Raw genomic sequence first — 16,285 nt, 5'->3', positions numbered from 1 at the left:
TGTCCGCCTCAGTCCTGCGCGTCTGACCCGTCGGTGTCAGAGATCTCCGGAGCGGGGAAGGAGCCCAGACCCACGGCCTCGATGAGCTGGTCCATGCCGACTCCCGATCCGTCTCGGGCGCCGAACTCGATCGGCAGGGCACGGGCGACTCCGCCGGAGGAGGCTCCGAGTGCGGGCAGGGGACCGGACCAGGCCAGGGACAGCTGTGTCTCGCCCTTGAGGAGGCGATGCGCACGCACGCCCCCGGTGGCCCGTCCCTTCGCCGGATACTCATCCAGGGGAGTGACCTTCACCGATCCGGGCACGGTGCCGGGCAGCGTCTGCTCACCCTCGGTCACGGTCACGACGACGGCCCGCTGGCTGTCCGGGGCCTCGGCACCGACCGCGGTGGCGGGGACAGCGGCGAAGGAGATGACCTCATCATCAGCGGCGACCTTCAACCCGGCCATGCCTCCAGCGGCACGGCCCTGAGGACGCACCAGCGAGGCCGCATAGCGCAGCAGCTGCCCACGGCGGGTGATGAAGACCAGTTGATCCTCCTCTGCGGCGGGTCCGGCACCCACCACGGCGTCCCCGTCCTTGAGCGTGATCGACTCGAGATCGTCACGGTTCAGCGGCCAGTCAGGGCTGACCCGCTTGACCACGCCTCGCCGGGTGCCCAGCGCCAGGACGGCGTTCAGGGGGACCAGCCCCACGAGGGTCTCACCGCGGTGCAGGGTGAGGAAGTCCTTCACCTTGACCCCGGCGGTCAGGTTCGGCGTGGCGGAGGGATCGGGCAGGGCGGGGACGTCCACCACCTGGATGCGGTGGATCCGTCCCGAGGAGGTCAGTGCACCGATCTCGCCGCGCGCGGTGGTGGGCACGATCGAGCGGTAGGCGTCATGGCGTTGCCGGCGTCCGCCGGGCTGGATCGGGGTGGCGTCGGCGGTGCGGGCCAGCTGGCCGGAGGTGGAGAGCAGCACGAAGCACGGGGTGTCGGCCACCAGCAGATCGGCGGCTGTCCCGCGTGATCCGGCGGTCCGGGCGGCGGGGGCCGCTGCCACGGCCGGGGCCAGGTTCTCGGACTCCAGCAGCACGGTGCGCCGGTCCGTTCCGTGCTCGTCGGCCACGGTGGCCAGCTCGTCGGAGACCACCTGACGCAGCAGCGCGTCCGAGGCCAGGATCGCCTCGAGCTCGGCGATCGCCTTCCTCAGCTCGTCCTGTTCGGCCTCCAGCTCGATCCGGGAGAACTTGGTGAGCTGGCGCAGTCGCAGCTCCAGGATGTGATTGGCCTGGATCTCCGTGAGGTCGAAGACGGCCATGAGCCGTTCCCGAGCGGCCGCGGCATCGTCCGAGGAGCGGATGATCTCGATGACCTCGTCGATGTCCACCAGGGCCAGCAGCAGCCCCTCGACCAGATGCAGCCGGTCCTTCTTCCGTCCCAGGCGGTAGACCGTGCGGCGCCGGACCACATCCAGCCGGTGGTCCACGTAGACCGTCAGCAGGTCACGGAGCCCCAGCGTGCGCGGCTGGCCGTCCACCAGAGCCACATTGTTGATGCCGAAGGACTCCTCCAACGGAGTGAACCGGTACAGCTGGGTCAGGACCGCCTGCGGGTTGAACCCTGACTTGAGCTCGATCTGCAGCTTCAGCCCATGCTTGCGGTCGGTCAAATCCAGCACATCGGCGATCCCAGTGAGCTTCTTGGCGTTGACCGCATCCTTGATCTTCTCGATCACCTTCTCCGGCCCCACGCCGTAGGGCAGCTCGGTCACCACGATCCCGGTCTTGCGCGCCGTGACCTGCTCCACCGTGCTGGTGGCCCGCATCTTGAAGCTGCCCCGTCCGGTGGCATAGGCGTCACGGATGCCGTCCAGGCCCACGATCCGACCGCCCGTGGGCAGATCCGGTCCGGGGACGAAGCGCATCAGCTCCTCCAGGGAGGCCTCCGGCTCGGTCAGCAGATGCCGAGCGGCGGCGATCACCTCGCGCAGGTTGTGCGGGGCCATGTTGGTGGCCATGCCCACGGCGATCCCCGAGGCCCCGTTGACCAACAGGTTCGGGAAGGCCGCGGGCAGCACCGAGGGCTGCATGAACTGGTTGTCGTAGTTCGGCACGAAGTCGACGACGTCCTCGTCCAGGCTGCCGGTCATCGCCAAGGCGGCCGGGGCCATCCTGGCCTCGGTGTAGCGCGGCGCCGCGGGGCCGTCGTCGAGGGAGCCGAAGTTGCCGTGGCCGTCCACCAGTGGCAGCCGCAGGGAGAAGGACTGGGCCAGGCGGACCATGGCATCGTAGATGGCGGAGTCGCCGTGAGGATGGAGCTTGCCCATCACCTCGCCCACCACACGAGCGGACTTGACGTGGCCTCGGTCCGGGCGCAGCCCCATCTGGCCCATCATGAACAGGATGCGCCGTTGGACCGGCTTCAGTCCGTCCCGGGCATCCGGCAGTGCCCGTGAGTAGATCACCGAGTAGGCGTACTCCAGGAACGAGGCCTCCATCTCCGCGGAGACATCGATGTCCACGATGTTCTCCTGCTCCAGCGGGATCGTCTGCGGAGCCGGGCCGTCGGAACGAGAGCGGGAGGTCTTGGAGGTGCGGGCCATGGGGGAGGGACGTGTCCTTCGTGCTGATCGTGCTGATCGTGCTGACCAGGATGGATGCGCGCAGTCCGTGCACGGGCCTGCGGAGATGTCTAGGCTGATCATATGGGCGAATCCACGCGAACCTCTGAATATCCGGCCCACTGGGAAGCCGATGTCGTGCTGCGCGACGGCAGCACGGCGCATCTGCGTCCCATCCGCCCGGACGACGCCGAGGAGCTCGCCCGGATGCACCGGCAGCAGTCGCAGACCTCGATCTACCTGCGCTTCTTCACCTACAAGTCCTCGTTGAGCTCCAAGGAGCTGCAGCGGTTCACCCAGGTCGACCATCGCGACCGGGTGGCGCTGATCGTCCTGCGCGGCGGCGAGATCATCGGCGTGGGCCGCTATGACCGGCTCGATGATCCGCTCGAGGCCGAGGTGGCCTTCAACATCGCCGACTCCCAGCAGGGCAGGGGGCTGGGCTCGATCCTGATGGAGCACCTGGCGGTGGCCGCCCGCGAGAACGGGATCCGCCGGTTCTCCGCCGAGGTGCTGCCGGAGAACCGCAAGATGCTCTCGGTGTTCCAGGAGTCCGGCTTCGAGATCTCGCGGCGATTCGATGACGGAGTGGTCGCTGTCGAGTTCTCCATCGATTCCACGGCCAAGGTCCGCGCTGTGATGGAGTCCCGTGAGCACCGCGCTGAGGCCAAGTCGGTCTCCGAGCTGCTGGCACCGGAGTCGGTGGCGGTGATCGGAGCCAGCCGCGAATGGGGCTCGGTGGGCTATGCCCTCTTGGAGAATCTGATCGAGGGCGGTTTCACCGGGCCCGTCTACGGGATCAACCGAGATGCCCTGGAACTGGCCGGCATGATCTCCCGGGCCTCGTTGGACGAAGTCCCGGGTGAGGTGGAGCTGGCCGTGGTGGCCGTGCCGGTGGATGAGATCCCGCAGGTCATCCAGGACTGCGCGCGCAAGGGCGTCAAGGGGATGCTGGTGGTCACCACCGGATTCGCTGATGCCGGACCAGAGGGGCTGGCCCGCCAGCGTGAGCTGGTGCGTGAGGCGCGGGCCAACGGCATGAGAGTGATCGGACCGGCCTCGGCCGGGCTGGTCAACACGGACCCTGCGGTCTCGCTCAACGCCTCCGTGGCGCCGTTCCTGCCCCTGCGCGGTTCGGTGGGGCTGTTCTCGCAGTCCGCCGCCGTGGGCGCCACTCTCTTCGCCGCCGCCCATCGGCGGGGGATCGGCGTCTCCTCGATGGTCTCGGCCGGCAACCGTGCCGACGTCTCCGGCAATGACGCCATGCAGTACTTCGAGGACGACGACTCCACCACCGCCGTCGGCGTCTACCTGGAGTCCTTCGGCAACCCCCGCAAGTTCTCCCGCATCGCCCGTCGGCTCTCGCGCACCAAGCCGGTGGTGGTGGCCCGTTCCGATGTGATGGGTCGGCGGCTTCCCCCCGGGCACGAGACCCGCACCACGCAGGCACCGGCAGGTGCCGTGGACTCGATGCTCGAGCAGACCGGGGTGATCCAGGTGGACAACCACGACGCCCTGATGGACCTGATCCAGGCGGTGTCCTGCCAGCCCCTGCCCCGAGGGCGCCGTGTCGGAGTGGTCGGCAACTCCCCGGCGCTGAACCGCGTGGTGGCCGATGCCGCTGAACGGCACGGGCTCACGGTCGTGCAGACCGTGGAGGTGGAGGGCATGGACGCCGAACACACCACCTCCGACGCCGAGGCCGCGTTGGACCGAGCGGTGCGCAGCGCCGTCGCCCAGTCCGACGAGTCCTCCGTGGACGCCCTGCTGGTGGTCACCCAGGCGGGCATGCAGCAGAACCCGGGGGACGCCGTCGAGCTGGCCCGCTGTGTGGAGCAGGCGGCGCGCGACTCGCAGATCCCGGTGCTCGCCTCCTTCACGGGCGTGCTGGATCCCACGTTCCAGTCCGCCACAGTGGTCGGCGCCGGTCCCGCTGAGCAGCCCGGGGGGCTGCAGCGAGGACTGCCGGTGTTCTCCAGCCCGGAGCAGGCGGCCCGAGTGCTCAGCCAGCTGGTGGACTATGTCACCTGGCGCAGTGCCGAGGCAGGAGTCCCCGCCGAGCCCACCGGCATCGACCGTCGCCGGGCGGAGGACCTGATCCAGGGCTGGGCTGGCCGGGCCGACGGCGCCGAACTGGTGCGGCTCTCTGCCCAGGAGACCGAGGAGCTGCTGGCCTGCTACGGAATCTCCGTGCTGCCCTCGGCGCGTTTCACCAGCGCAGACGAGGCCGTTGCCGCGGCAGACCGGCTGGGCTGGCCGGTGGCCGTCAAGGCCGTGGACTCGTATGTGCGGCACCGTCTGGACCTGGGTGGTGTGCGCCTGAACATCGTGGACGCCGACTCGCTGCGGCGCAATGTCGAGCAGATGCGTCCTGTGCTCGAGCCCTACGGCAATCCTGACCTGGAGGTCCAGTCCATGGCCCCGTCTGGCCAGGGCTGCACCATCACGGCGCTGGAGGATCCGCTGCTGGGGCCGGTGGTCTCGTTCGGCATCGCCGGGGATGCCGTGGACCTGCTCGACGACTGGGTGCACCGGGTGCCGCCGTTGAACGACCAGGACATCCAGCGCATGGTGCGGGCCCCCCGGGCAGCGGCGAAGCTGTTCGGCCACGGTGGGCTCCCGGAAGTGGACACGGCGGCCTTGGAGGACCTGCTGGCGCGCACCGCCGCGCTGAAGGACGATCACCCCCAGGTGGCTCGCATCCGCTTCAATCCGGTGCTGGCCTCAGCGCAGGGTGTGACCGTGCTGTCTGCCGAGATCGATGTGGCCAACGCCGCCCAGCGCACCGACTCGGCCCGGCGGGCCATGCGGGACTGATCTGAGCCGGTGCCGAGTCGGTCCACGGCACACCACCCGCCGTGGACCGACGGATACGATGGAGGGCATGACTCCACTGCGCAGGAACCCTGGATCCGGGCCCCAGGCGGGCGGCACCACCTTGGGTGAAGCCCTGGAACGGGCGGGGTTCTACCCCGAGCTGGTCGCCGACACCCTGGACGAGGTCCTGGACGGACGCACCGTCTCCACCCACTTGGTGCATGTGGACACCCATTTCGACTACGACGAGATCCACCGGCACATCACGGTGCTCGCCCTGGCCGACGACGTGCTGGCCGCCCTGCACCTGGACGACCACGCCCTGGACGAAGGGGGCCACCACATGATGGCCCAGGTCTCCACCGAGGTCATCCCCGTGCGCAGGATCGACTCGGTGGTGACCACCACTGTCCATCCGCGCCCCGAGCAGTACCGCCGCGGTGACCCGGTGGCTGAGGTGACCCTGGCCGTCACGTGGGCCGGTGGCCAGCGCATCGACCTGGGGCCGGCTGCCTGCGGGGATCCCCACTGCGAGGCAGACCACGGCTACACGGGGACCAGCTCACGAGAGGACCTCGTGCTCCGCGTGGCCGCCGAGGCTGAGGGACAGGCGGCCGTGGACGCTGCCGTGTCCTTCGCCCGCGCCCTGCGTCGATCCACCGTGGAGTGGTCCGGACGGTGAGCGCCCCGGACCGACCCGCCGGACCGGACTACCGTGGACGCAGCCTGAGCCAGGTCCTGCCGTCGGCTGCCGCCAGCCTCGGCCTTCCCGGGTGGACCAACGCGTTAGGCCTGCCCGCGTCCCGCCGGGTGGCGGTGGTGATGGTGGACGGACTGGGCAGTGCACACCTGAAGCGCTTCGCAGGACACGCCCCGTTCCTGAAGTCGGCTCAGAGCCAGCAGGCCAGTCTCGTGCTGAGCGCCGCCTATCCCACGACGACGGCCGCCTCACTCTCCAGCCTGGGCACCGGCTTGGAGCCGGGCCAGCACGGGCTGGTGGGCTACAACGTCCTGGACCCGGAGCGGAATGTGGTCATCAACCAGCTCGGCGGCTGGGATCGGACCACCGCCCCCCTCGCCTGGCAGCCACACCCCACGGTCTTCGAACAGCTCGCCGAGGGCGACACTGAGGCTGAGGCGGTCACGGTGTCCCTGCCCAAGTTCCGTGGCTCTGCTCTGACGGAGGCCTCACTGCGGGGCTCGCGCTTCGTGGAGGGCGGAACCCTGCATGCCCGGTTCCAGCAGGCCCGGCAGGAGCTGTCCACGGGGCCGGCCAAGCTGGTCTACCTCTACCTCAACGAACTCGACCGGGCCGGACACCGTCACGGCACCGGCTCACCGGACTGGCTCTACGCCTTGGAGGAGATCGACGCGGCCCTGCGTCGACTCTCCCACCAGGTGCCCGCAGACACCCTGGTGCTGGTGACGGGGGACCACGGGATGGTGGATGTCCCTGAGTCCGGGCGGATCGACTACTCCACCGACCCGGGGCTGATCGACGGTGTGGAACACACGGCCGGGGAACCGCGACTGGTCCAGCTGCACTTCGCTGCGGATGCCTCGGCCCGGGTGCGCGAGGCCACTGTGGCCCGTTGGCGTGCGGAGCACGGCGGGACCTCGTGGATCCTCACCCGGGAGGAGGCTGTGGCCGCTGGGTGGTTCGGCAGAGTGTCCGGCAGGGTGCTGCCGCGCATCGGAAACCTGCTGATCGCCCCCTTCGAGCAGCAGGCTCTCTTCGACGGGCGGCGGGCCACGGAGAGCGCCTTCGAGATGATCGGGCATCACGGCGCTCCGACACGGGCCGAACGTGAGGTCCCTCTGCTGACCGTCCACGCACCGCGAGGCTGAGCGTGGACGGGGGTCGTCGCCTCCGACGTCAGTCGTTCTTGCGTCCGAAGACGATCTCGTCCCAGCTGGGCACGGTGGGGCGCTTCTGGCGTCCGCGGCGGCGCCCGCCCTTGCCGGTCTCGGCCTCGGGCTCCCCGGGGGAGTCCGCCTCGGGCTCGCTGTGGGGCTCGGGATCAGGAGTCTCCTGACCGGTTGAGGAGGGCTCCAGAGCATCGGTCTGCCCGGCGATCTGTCCGTTGCGTCCGTGGCGGTCATGACGGCCACCGCCGCGAGCGTTGCGCGCGCTGCGCTCCTGGACCCACTCCTCATCGTCCTCCTCGTCCTGGGGACCGACGACCCGGCGGGTCGGGAAGTCCAGGGGAAGCGGAAGGTGCCCGGAATCGTCGTCGTGGTCCTCGGAGGCCGAGTGGTCCTCGAGCCCCTCGTCCTCGAAGAGAGCGTCAGCAGAGGACGGGGCCGGGCCATCAGTGTCCTCGTCCTGTCCGGCCACGCGCAGTCGCGGTCGCTCTGAGGGCTCGGGCGCCGGCTGCTCGTCGCGGGTGAGCATCAAGGCCAGCTCGTCGTCACCCTCTTCATCGGCACCCAGACGCTGACCTCGGCGGGCTCGCAGGACATCGAGCAGCTCGTCCTGGGAATCGGCATCCACCGCCGGCCGCGGTCCACGGGAGGCCGGTGCCGGGAACGGGCTGGGGGAGGGGACGTCCTCCTCCTCGACGTTGAACGGTCGATCGCCCACGGCCGCCAGGCGGCGACCGCCGAAGGGCCCGTCCAGCGGGTCCAGCTCGGAGAGGACCTGCGCCCAGCGGTTGCGGTTGTCCAGGTGGCTGCTGGCAGGGCGGAAGGACCAGACGGCCGGCGGCTGGTCGTCCACGGACGCGTCCAGGCCCTCGGTGGAGAAGTCGGCCACCACGGTCCACGTGCCGTCATGTCCGCGCCAGGCGTCCCACCGCAGCGTGGAGGAGTCCATCCCCATGGCGGAGATCCGGTGGCTGACCATCTCTCCCAGCGTGGCAGGCTCGTCACCGAAGGCGGAACGGTACAGATCATGTCCGGGCTGGGGGCTGGCGACCTCCACGCGACGGGCCAGCTGAGCGGTCCAGTCACGCTCGGCCAGCACGGGGCCCTCATACTTGCGCACCCGATCCAGGTCCAGTCCGAACTCGCTGGCCACCTGCTCGGCGCTGGCTCCCGCCCGGATGCGGGCCTGGATGTCCTTGGGGGCGAGCACACCGGTGGCGGCGTCGGCCGCCTGCGCGGAGGGCCGTCCGATGGGACGCATGGCCGCTGATCGCAGGGACTCGTTGACAGGAAGGGAGAACTCCTCGCCGGCGTCGTTGCTCAACAGCAGGTTCTCGCCGTCCTCCTGGACACCTACGAGCCGAAGCTGCTGCATGTTCGTCCTCCACGGGGTCGACGGCGGGTCTGAAGGGTCCTTCGGCCGGTCCCGCGGTGCTGGATCGCCAGACGCACTGGAGGCAGAAGGGGAATGTCCCTACCGAACTCTGCCACGATTCGCCCCACGACGCACCATGACTCACCACGAGGCACCCGGGCCCCCGGCCGGCTGTTCGCTGAGGGCGATTTGGCGATTCTCTGCCGATACGGAACAATCTCACCGACGCGGGCACCGGGGTGACCGCCTGGACCCAGGGTCCGGGCACTGGTAGGAACGGACTCCCGTGGCGAGTTCTGCAGGGGGCGCCGGGGCGCTGACCTGCACGTCTGAGCGGTACTTGACGCCGTCCTCGCCGAGTGTCCCCCCGAACATCCTGACCACGGGCCGGAGCTGATCCGGCCAGATCGAGCGGAGCGTGAAGACACCTCATGGCCACTGATTACGACGCCCCACGCAAGACAGACGACGACGTCAGCGAGGACTCGATCGAGGAGCTGAAGTCGCGCCGCACCGACACCCAGTCGGCTGTGGTGGACGAGGACGAGACCGAGGCTGCGGAGGGCTTCGAGCTGCCTGGCGCCGATCTCTCCGATGAAGAACTGATGGTCCGCGTGCTGCCCGCACAGGCCGACGAGTTCACCTGCGGCACCTGCTTCCTGGTGCGCCACCGCTCTCAGGTGGCCAAGGAGAAGGACGGCATGCTGCACTGCACCGACTGCATGGGCTGAACCAGCCCGCACTGCACGGCCCCGTCGGACCCTGACGGGCGTCGACCCGGCGACTGGCCCGTGAGGGGTCAGGCCAGGTCGCCGTCCTCAGCGTCTGGCGGGGCCGTCGTCGTCTCCGGGGCCGGGACGTGCATCGCACCGCCCAGGACGTAGACCAGCTGCTCGGGACGCCGGGTGCTGGTGAGCCAGTAGGGGGTGCGGTCGCGCTCATCGGTGATCTGGATGCGCACCACCGGGTCCACCCACCCGCGGATGCAGAGGTAGGCCAGGCCGTGCAGGGATGGTCCGCGCTGTTCGGTGGCGGCGTCCCGCCGGTATCCGGTGACCCGTCCCACATGCTCGCGTTCGATGGTGGCCCGTCCCACGCGCAGGAGCCGCTGGGTGACCTCGATCCGGGGCGTGGAGACGATCAGCAGGATCGCCAGCACCAGGAACATCACCACCGCCGCCGTGATGCCGGTGGTCAGGCTGATCGGCACGAACACCAGGATGGCCAGGGAGGAGACCATCAGCGCCACCAGCCAGATCCACCACGCAGGGGTCAGCCGCTCCTCGTACAGCACCGTGTCAGCGGCTGGGCCGGAACGGGCGGTCGGGGAGTGAGGGGACGGCTGTGCGGTGGGGGAGGACGGGCTCTCGTGCATGGTCTCTACTGTTCCATATCCGGCCTGCCTCCGGGTCTGTGCATCGGTGCTCCTTCGGCGGTGTCCGGTACAGTGCGGACCGGACCGCCCGGCTCCTGCGGGTTCAGGACAGTCCACCCGCGCCCGCTGCTGACCCCGGAGAGGACAGAGGACACCGTGATCGATCGCCCCACCGTGGCCGTGACCCTGCTGGACGAGGGGATCGAGCCGCCGTCCTATGCCCTGCCCGGTGATGCCGGAGCGGATCTGCGGACCACCCAGGACGTGGTCCTGGAGCCGGGGGAGCGCGCCCTGGTGCCCACCGGGGTGGCGATCGCGCTGCCGGAGGGCTATGTCGGCCTGGTCCACCCGCGCTCAGGTCTGGCCGTGCGCCACGGGCTGACCCTGGTCAACTCTCCCGGCACCATCGACGCCGGCTACCGGGGCGAGATCAAGGTCCCGCTGCTGAACACCGACCGCACCGAGCCGATCCGCCTGCAGCGCGGGGACCGGATCGCCCAGCTGGTCATCCAACAGGTGGCGCACGCTCGCTTCGAGCTGGTCCAGGAGCTGCCCGACTCTGCACGGGGTGCGCAGGGCTTCGGGTCCACCGGCGGATTCGGCACGGCGACCGCGGCGGATTCAGAGTCCCCAGCCCACTGACGTACCCTGGATCGGGCCAGGCACCACAGAACAGGTAGGCAACAGCATGCTCTTTGGACGCAATCGCAACGTGAAGGTCGAGACCGTCGTCCTTCCGGAGGAACTCCAGGACCCTCGGGACCGTGAGGTCACGGTCCCAGCACAGCAGGACCCCGACGCCGGCTCCCTCGCCTCCGAGGGCGGCGGCCCCTTCGACATCGGTGAGCGGAATCCAGCACAGGGCTACATGGACGTGGGATCCCTGCGGATCCCCATGGTCGAGGGTCTTCAGGTGCGTCTGGACGTGGAGGACTCCACCCAGCGCCTGATCGCCGTGACGCTGACCCTGGGTGCGTCGACCATGCAGATCCAGGCCTTCGCCGCTCCGCGCAGCGCCGGGCTCTGGGATGAGATCCGTGGGGAGATCGTGGCCTCGGTGGGCAAGAACGCGGGGGCAGAGGCCGGAGAGCGGCCGGGCCCCTTCGGCACCGAGGTGCTGGCCCGCATCCCCGCTCAGCTGCCGGACGGCAAGCCTGGATGGCGCGTGGCACGGTTCATCGGTGTGGACGGTCCGCGCTGGTTCCTGCGTGCCGTCGTCGGGGGCGAGGCCGCCTACCAGGAGCAGGCGGCGGAGCCGCTGAACCGGATCTTCTCCCACGTGGTGGTGGACCGGGGGAACACTCCGCTGCCTCCGCGCGACCTGCTGCCCCTGCACCCGCCGGCCGGCCTGCGACGGGTGGATCCCACCACGGGCCGCCCCGCGAACCTGAAGGATCAGGGACAGACCCCGGGCCCCACGCGGCCGCCGGAGCGTGGCCCTGAGATCACCGAGGTCGGCTGAGTGCCCTCCGCGCCGTCCACTGTCCGGGCCAGCGGCAGGGTGGTGGAGCAGGTCGGATTCGTGGAGTCGGTGACCCGCCCCGGCCACGGGGTGGCACCACGGTTCACGGCCGAGCTGGCCACCGCAGAGCCGGCCCCGGGACAGATCTCCTCGACCGGACGGCGGCTCCGGCTGGTCTGGATCGGTCAACGGGTGGTGCCGGGCATCCTTCCTGGCCGTCGCCTGCGGATCCGCGGCTTCGTCTCCGATCAGGACGGCATGGCCACCGTCTACAACCCCCGTTTCGACCTGTTGCCGAAGGTGCTCCGTGACTGATCAACAGCCTCCTCCCCCCGCCCACGAGCCGGAGGGCTCGCACGCCACCGGGGCCTCCTCGGCATCCGAGGGCGGCTCGTCCACCGGCCAGTGGGATCAGACCCTGAGATCGATCGGCTCCTCGGCCAGCACGCGTGAGGACGGCACCCTGGATGTGCTGGCCACGATCGGCGGCTGGCGTGGGCTGATCGAATCGGTGCTGCCCTCTGCGGTGTTCCTCGTCGTCTTCACCTTCACCGGGCAGCTGTGGGGCGCGGGGATCGGAGCCGTGGCCGTGGCGGCCGTGTTCAGCGTGCTGCGGCTCGTGCAGCGGCAGAGCCCGGTCCAGGCCCTGGCGGGGCTGGCCGCCGTCGCCCTGTGCGTGGTGGTGGCCCTGAACACCGGCGAGGCCAAGGACTTCTATGTCTGGGGCTTCATCACCAACGCCGTCTACATCCTGGTCATGGGCATCTCGGTCGTCGTTGGGTGGCCGCTGATGGGGGTGCTCTTCGGACTCATCCGCGGTGAGGGCCTGGAATGGCGTCAGGTGGCATCACGTCGGCGTCGCTACAGTGTGGCGACCTGGTTCGTGGTGGCCGCCCTGGCCCTGCGCCTGATCGTCCAGGTGCCGTTGTACCTCAGTGACAATCTCGTGGCCCTGGGCACCACCCGGCTGGCCATGGGCCTGCCGCTCTACGGTCTGGCTCTGTGGATGGCGTGGCTGGTCTCCGCCCCGGCGGGGCAGTCACCTGCCGACGAACAGCGGATGGAGCACCCCGACCGCCACCGGTGATCCACCGCGGCGCGGCACCGGGCCAGCTGGTCAGTCCGATCTCGGATCGCCGCCCGGTTCCACGGCGACGTCTCGGCCCTCCATGGCCGGGGCCCGCGTGGCGGTGTCCCGGCGGCTGCGGCGCGCTGAGCGTGCCCGGCGCACCTCCTCGGGGACGAGCATCTCCCGCAGCCGACCCTCGGCCTCCACGGTGGTGAGGAAGAAGACCTCGTCGCCGACCTCCATCACATCGTCCTGATGAGGCGTGATCGGCCGGGCGTCCCGGATGACCGCCACCACGGCGGCGTCCTCCGGCCAGGAGACCGAGCCGATGCGTCGGCCCTCGGTCCAGTGTCCGGCGGGGACGGTGAACTCCACCATGCTGCTCTGTCCGGACCGCAGCGTCAGCAGCCGGACCACGTCGCCGGTCTCCACGGCCTCCTCCACGAGCGCTGTCATGATGCGCGGCGTGGACACCGCCACGTCCACGCCCCAGGCGTCGTCGAAGAGCCAGTCGTTCTTGGGGTTGTTGACCCGGGCCACGGTCCGGCCCACGCCGAACTCGGCCTTGGCCAGCAGAGAGACCACCAGATTGGCCTTGTCATCCCCGGTGGCCGCCACCAGCACATCGGCGGTGGCCAGCTGCGCCTCACGCAGGACCGAGAGCTCACAGGCATCCCCGACCAGCCACTTGGCGCCGCGCAGCCCCGCCCGGGCCACCACCTCCGGGGTGATGTCCACGAGCAGCACCTCATGGCCGTTCTCCAGCAGCTCCCGTGCGATCGAGGACCCCACGGATCCGGCTCCTGTGATGATGACTCTCATCGAGCCCCTCCGTCCTGGACCTGCTGAGGCGACCGGCCGTCGTCGTCGTCCGTCTGGGCGTCCGGCCCCCGGGCGAGCACCCGTTCGGCCTCGGCTCGATCGGTGACCGCGATCATGGCATGCACGATGTCCCCGTGCTGGTAGAGCATCTCGGCTGTGGGCACCACGCCTTCGCCGAACCGGGTGACGAGGCAGACCCGGATGCCGGCCGCCTCCTCCACCTCGGTGAGCGGATGTCCCACCCAGGAGGGGGAGAGGCGGACCTCGGCCATCAGTGCCTGGCCGGAGGCGTCCCTGAAGTCCCCGGCCAGGGCCTGCTCAGGCAGGATCCGGCGCAGCACCTGGTCGGTGGACCAGCGCACGGCGGCGACGGTGGGGATGCCCAGCCGCTGGAAGACCTCCGCCCGGCCGGGGTCGTAGATGCGCGCCACCACATGCTCCACTCCGAAGGTCTCCCGGGCGACTCGGGCGGCGATGATGTTGGAGTTGTCCCCGGAGGAGACGGCCGCGAAGGCGTAGGCGTCCTGGATGCGCGCACGGGTCAGGGCATCCCGATCGAAGCCGACGCCGGTGACGCGCTGACCGCTGAAGTGGCGGCCCAGTCGACGGAAGGCCTGCTCGTCCTGGTCCACCACGGCCACCGAGTGTCCGCCGTCCTCGAGGGTGAGGGCGAGCGAGGAGCCGACCCGGCCGCAGCCCATGATCACGAAGTGCGCCATCTCTTCGGACACCGTCCTCTCTGCACATCCCGGCAGCGGCGCGGGGTGCCGTCGGGGGATCTGCGGTCCCAGTGTGCCACGAGAGGAGTACCGTGGACGCGTGCCACGGCTCCTGGAATCCGCCCGCCGCCTGCTGGTGGGCCGACCCTTCGACACCGCACGGCTGCGTCGCCGCCCGCTGGGCCGGGGGACCGCCCTGCCGGTGTACTCCGCCAATGCCTTCTCCTCCACCGCCTACGCCCCGGACGAGATCCTGATGACCCTGGCGCTGGGTGGGGTGGCCCTGTTGGCACTCGGACCTCAGATCGGCCTGGCCGTGGTGGCGGTGATGCTGCTGATCGTGCTCTCCTACCGGGTCTCCGTGCGCGCCTACCCGCGGGGAGGGGACTACCAGATCGCCTCCTCCAACCTGGGTCCGCGGGCCGGGGTGACGGTGGCCGCCGCCATGATGCTGGACCTGGTGTTCACGGTGGCGGTGTCCGTGGCGGCGCTGGCCCAGTACCTGATCGCTCTGGTCCCTGGGCTGGCCGGACGCGAGCTGTGGATCGCCCTGGGCGCTGTCCTGGTGCTGGCCCTGGCCAATGTGCGCGGCGCCGGTCGCGGCCGGCGGATCACGGCGGTCCTGGTCTATCTCTTCCTGGCCGGGATGCTCGCTCTGCTGGCGACCGGACTGGTCCAGGAGAACCGGGGCACGCTCTCCCCGGCGGCGTCCGCGGGGCTGACCGCCGTGCCGGATCCGGCCTTTGCCACCGGGGTCGGCGCCCTGGCCATGGGCGTGCTGGTGCTGCGGGCCTTCTCCTCCGGTTCGGCGTTGGCCACGGGCGTGGAGGTCCCGGCCTCCAACGTGGCCTCGATGGCCCAGCCCCGGATCCGCACGGCCCGCTTCGTGATGCTGGTGATGGGGCTGCTCACCGCCGTGATGACCTTCGGGGTGATGCACCTGGCCGCGGGAACGGGGGTGGTGGTGACCCTGGAAGCGGACTCGCTGCGGCAGGCGGACGGCGGCTCCCTGCCCTCGGACTACGTGCAGCACCCGGTGCTGGCCCAGCTGGCCCGCGCCGTGTTCGGGGAGGGGACCGTTCCGTCCATCCTGTTGATCTCCGTGGTGGTGGCGCTGCTGGGGATCGCCGGTCAGTCCGCGTTCAGCTCGTTTCCGGACCTGGTCTCCCGGCTGGCCACGGACGGCTACCTGCCGCGGCAGCTGGCCACCCGCGGGGACCGGCTGACCTTCACGCGCAGCATCCTGCTGCTGGCGTTGGCCGCGCTGATCCTGGTGGTCGTCTTCCGTGCGCAGACCGCCCTGCTGGTCCAGCTCTACGTGATCGGCGTGTTCCTGGCCTTCACGCTCTCCCAGCTGGGCATGGTCCGGCACTGGCGCCGCACCCTGGTCACCACGGCGGGGCGGCAGGCCCGCACCGCGGTCCGGACCCGGCTGGTGGTGAGCACGGTGGGCTTCGCCGTCACGGCCCTGGTGGCGATCGTGGTGCTGACCACCCGATTCGTCCAGGGCGCCTGGGTGGCGCTGCTGGCGATCGGCCTCCTGGTGCTGGTCATGACCCGAGTGCGCGGTCACTACCAGGAGGTCTCCGCCGAGCTGGCGCTGACACCGGATCAGGACGCCCGGGCCCTGCCCTCCCGCGTCCACGCGCTGATCCTGGTCTCCACGGTGCACCGCCCCACGCTGCGGGCCCTGGCATACGCGCGGGCCTCCCGACCGTCCACCCTGCAGGCTGTGGTGGTGGACCTGGACGCCGAACGGACCGAGGAGCTGCTCGCTGAGTGGGACCGACTCCAGGTGGAGGTCCCGGTCACGGTCCTGGCCTCGCCCTATCGGGAGATGATCGCCCCGCTGATCCGGCACCTGCGGGCCCTGCGCCGCACCTCGCCCCGAGACCTGGTGGTGGTCTACATCCCCGAGTACGTCGTGGCACCGGGGTGGCACACCCTGCTGCACAACCGCACGGCGGCCCGGATCAAACAGCGGCTGCACCGCGAGCCGGGGGTCATGGTGGCCTCGGTGCCCTGGCAGCTCCAGGAGGCCCTGGAGGACCTGGGGCACGACGACGCCCCGAGGCTCCACGAGGCATCTCACCCTGAGCGCGGCGCGGCAGGGCAGTAGAGTCGGGACCACGGCACCGCCACACCCCGTCGCCGGACCGTCACGACCGTCAGGAGTC

14 protein-coding genes are annotated in these 16,285 nt (G+C 70.3%); 9 read left to right on the top strand and 5 right to left on the bottom strand.

Features of this window, described 5'->3' with window-relative positions:
* Nucleotides 1–8: 8 nt before the first annotated feature.
* Nucleotides 9–2,585, bottom strand: coding sequence for a DNA gyrase/topoisomerase IV subunit A (locus BM355_RS06585; RefSeq protein WP_091696348.1), 2,577 nt, complete (start codon nucleotides 2,583–2,585; stop codon nucleotides 9–11).
* A 102-nt stretch (nucleotides 2,586–2,687) separates the two neighbouring features.
* Here BM355_RS06585 and BM355_RS06580 point away from each other — a divergent pair, with 102 nt between their 5' ends.
* The 3 genes from BM355_RS06580 to BM355_RS06570 all read left to right on the top strand — a co-directional run bounded on the left by BM355_RS06580 (nucleotide 2,688) and on the right by BM355_RS06570 (nucleotide 7,268).
* The gene (locus BM355_RS06580; RefSeq protein WP_091696346.1) at nucleotides 2,688–5,420 is read left to right on the top strand and encodes a bifunctional acetate--CoA ligase family protein/GNAT family N-acetyltransferase; all 2,733 of its coding nucleotides are present in this window, start codon (nucleotides 2,688–2,690) and stop codon (nucleotides 5,418–5,420) included.
* A gap of 67 nt (nucleotides 5,421–5,487) precedes the next feature.
* The gene (locus BM355_RS06575; protein ID WP_091696700.1) at nucleotides 5,488–6,102 is read left to right on the top strand and encodes a DUF5998 family protein; all 615 of its coding nucleotides are present in this window, start codon (nucleotides 5,488–5,490) and stop codon (nucleotides 6,100–6,102) included.
* Complete coding sequence (locus BM355_RS06570; protein ID WP_091696344.1) at nucleotides 6,099–7,268, top strand: alkaline phosphatase family protein; 1,170 nt, start codon at nucleotides 6,099–6,101, stop codon at nucleotides 7,266–7,268. The genes BM355_RS06575 and BM355_RS06570 overlap by 4 nt, the downstream gene beginning before the upstream one ends.
* Before the next feature lie 28 nt (nucleotides 7,269–7,296).
* On the opposite strand, the gene sepH is transcribed toward BM355_RS06570, so the two are convergent.
* Nucleotides 7,297–8,661 carry a septation protein SepH gene (gene sepH / locus BM355_RS06565; protein ID WP_091696342.1) on the bottom strand — a complete coding sequence of 455 codons (1,365 nt, stop codon included), beginning with the start codon at nucleotides 8,659–8,661 and terminating at the stop codon, nucleotides 7,297–7,299.
* Nucleotides 8,662–9,092: 431 nt separating this feature from the next.
* Between sepH and BM355_RS06560 the strand changes: the two genes are divergently transcribed.
* Nucleotides 9,093–9,392 (top strand): DUF4193 domain-containing protein, encoded by a 300-nt coding sequence (locus tag BM355_RS06560; RefSeq protein WP_091696340.1) that lies wholly within the window; start codon nucleotides 9,093–9,095, stop codon nucleotides 9,390–9,392.
* 68 nt (nucleotides 9,393–9,460) lie between these two features.
* Here BM355_RS06560 and BM355_RS06555 read toward each other — a convergent pair whose 3' ends face one another.
* Complete coding sequence (locus BM355_RS06555; RefSeq protein WP_091696338.1) at nucleotides 9,461–10,036, bottom strand: DUF3093 domain-containing protein; 576 nt, start codon at nucleotides 10,034–10,036, stop codon at nucleotides 9,461–9,463.
* Nucleotides 10,037–10,192: 156 nt separating this feature from the next.
* Between BM355_RS06555 and dut the strand changes: the two genes are divergently transcribed.
* From dut to BM355_RS06535, 4 genes are read left to right on the top strand one after another with little or no spacing between them, the layout of a single operon-like run.
* A complete protein-coding gene (dut, locus tag BM355_RS06550) occupies nucleotides 10,193–10,678 on the top strand; it encodes a dUTP diphosphatase (protein ID WP_091696336.1) in 486 nt (161 codons plus the stop codon).
* A 46-nt stretch (nucleotides 10,679–10,724) separates the two neighbouring features.
* Entirely contained in the window at nucleotides 10,725–11,498 is a 774-nt protein-coding gene (locus BM355_RS06545) for a DUF3710 domain-containing protein (protein WP_091696334.1), read from the top strand.
* On the top strand, nucleotides 11,499–11,813 hold the full coding sequence (locus BM355_RS06540; protein WP_091696332.1) for a hypothetical protein: 315 nt from the start codon (nucleotides 11,499–11,501) through the stop codon (nucleotides 11,811–11,813).
* Nucleotides 11,806–12,585: a DUF3159 domain-containing protein gene (locus tag BM355_RS06535; protein ID WP_177227865.1), complete on the top strand. Its 780-nt coding sequence runs from the start codon at nucleotides 11,806–11,808 to the stop codon at nucleotides 12,583–12,585. The genes BM355_RS06540 and BM355_RS06535 overlap by 8 nt, the downstream gene beginning before the upstream one ends.
* A 30-nt stretch (nucleotides 12,586–12,615) precedes the next feature.
* On the opposite strand, the gene BM355_RS06530 is transcribed toward BM355_RS06535, so the two are convergent.
* Together BM355_RS06530 and BM355_RS06525 are read right to left on the bottom strand one after the other, a co-directional pair.
* On the bottom strand, nucleotides 12,616–13,389 hold the full coding sequence (locus BM355_RS06530) for a potassium channel family protein (RefSeq protein WP_091696329.1): 774 nt from the start codon (nucleotides 13,387–13,389) through the stop codon (nucleotides 12,616–12,618).
* Nucleotides 13,386–14,108, bottom strand: coding sequence for a potassium channel family protein (locus BM355_RS06525; RefSeq protein WP_091696695.1), 723 nt, complete (start codon nucleotides 14,106–14,108; stop codon nucleotides 13,386–13,388). The genes BM355_RS06530 and BM355_RS06525 overlap by 4 nt, the downstream gene beginning before the upstream one ends.
* A gap of 100 nt (nucleotides 14,109–14,208) precedes the next feature.
* Between BM355_RS06525 and BM355_RS06520 the strand changes: the two genes are divergently transcribed.
* On the top strand, nucleotides 14,209–16,227 hold the full coding sequence (locus BM355_RS06520; protein ID WP_091696327.1) for an APC family permease: 2,019 nt from the start codon (nucleotides 14,209–14,211) through the stop codon (nucleotides 16,225–16,227).
* Nucleotides 16,228–16,285 lie beyond the last annotated feature (58 nt).

Source organism: Micrococcus terreus, assembly GCF_900116905.1.
Lineage (GTDB): Bacteria > Actinomycetota > Actinomycetes > Actinomycetales > Micrococcaceae > Citricoccus > Citricoccus terreus.
This window is presented reverse-complemented; position numbering and strand designations above follow the sequence as displayed.

What these genes read in the sequence shown, in the direction of transcription:
- BM355_RS06585 (WP_091696348.1), bottom strand. Translation starts at nt 2,585, where the DNA reads ATGGCCCGCACCTCCAAGACCTCCCGCTCTCGTTCCGACGGCCCGGCT.
- BM355_RS06580 (WP_091696346.1), top strand. Translation starts at nt 2,688, where the DNA reads ATGGGCGAATCCACGCGAACCTCTGAATATCCGGCCCACTGGGAAGCC.
- BM355_RS06575 (WP_091696700.1), top strand. Translation starts at nt 5,488, where the DNA reads ATGACTCCACTGCGCAGGAACCCTGGATCCGGGCCCCAGGCGGGCGGC.
- sepH (WP_091696342.1), bottom strand. Translation starts at nt 8,661, where the DNA reads ATGCAGCAGCTTCGGCTCGTAGGTGTCCAGGAGGACGGCGAGAACCTG.
- BM355_RS06560 (WP_091696340.1), top strand. Translation starts at nt 9,093, where the DNA reads ATGGCCACTGATTACGACGCCCCACGCAAGACAGACGACGACGTCAGC.
- BM355_RS06555 (WP_091696338.1), bottom strand. Translation starts at nt 10,036, where the DNA reads ATGCACGAGAGCCCGTCCTCCCCCACCGCACAGCCGTCCCCTCACTCC.
- BM355_RS06545 (WP_091696334.1), top strand. Translation starts at nt 10,725, where the DNA reads ATGCTCTTTGGACGCAATCGCAACGTGAAGGTCGAGACCGTCGTCCTT.
- BM355_RS06530 (WP_091696329.1), bottom strand. Translation starts at nt 13,389, where the DNA reads ATGAGAGTCATCATCACAGGAGCCGGATCCGTGGGGTCCTCGATCGCA.
- BM355_RS06525 (WP_091696695.1), bottom strand. Translation starts at nt 14,108, where the DNA reads ATGGCGCACTTCGTGATCATGGGCTGCGGCCGGGTCGGCTCCTCGCTC.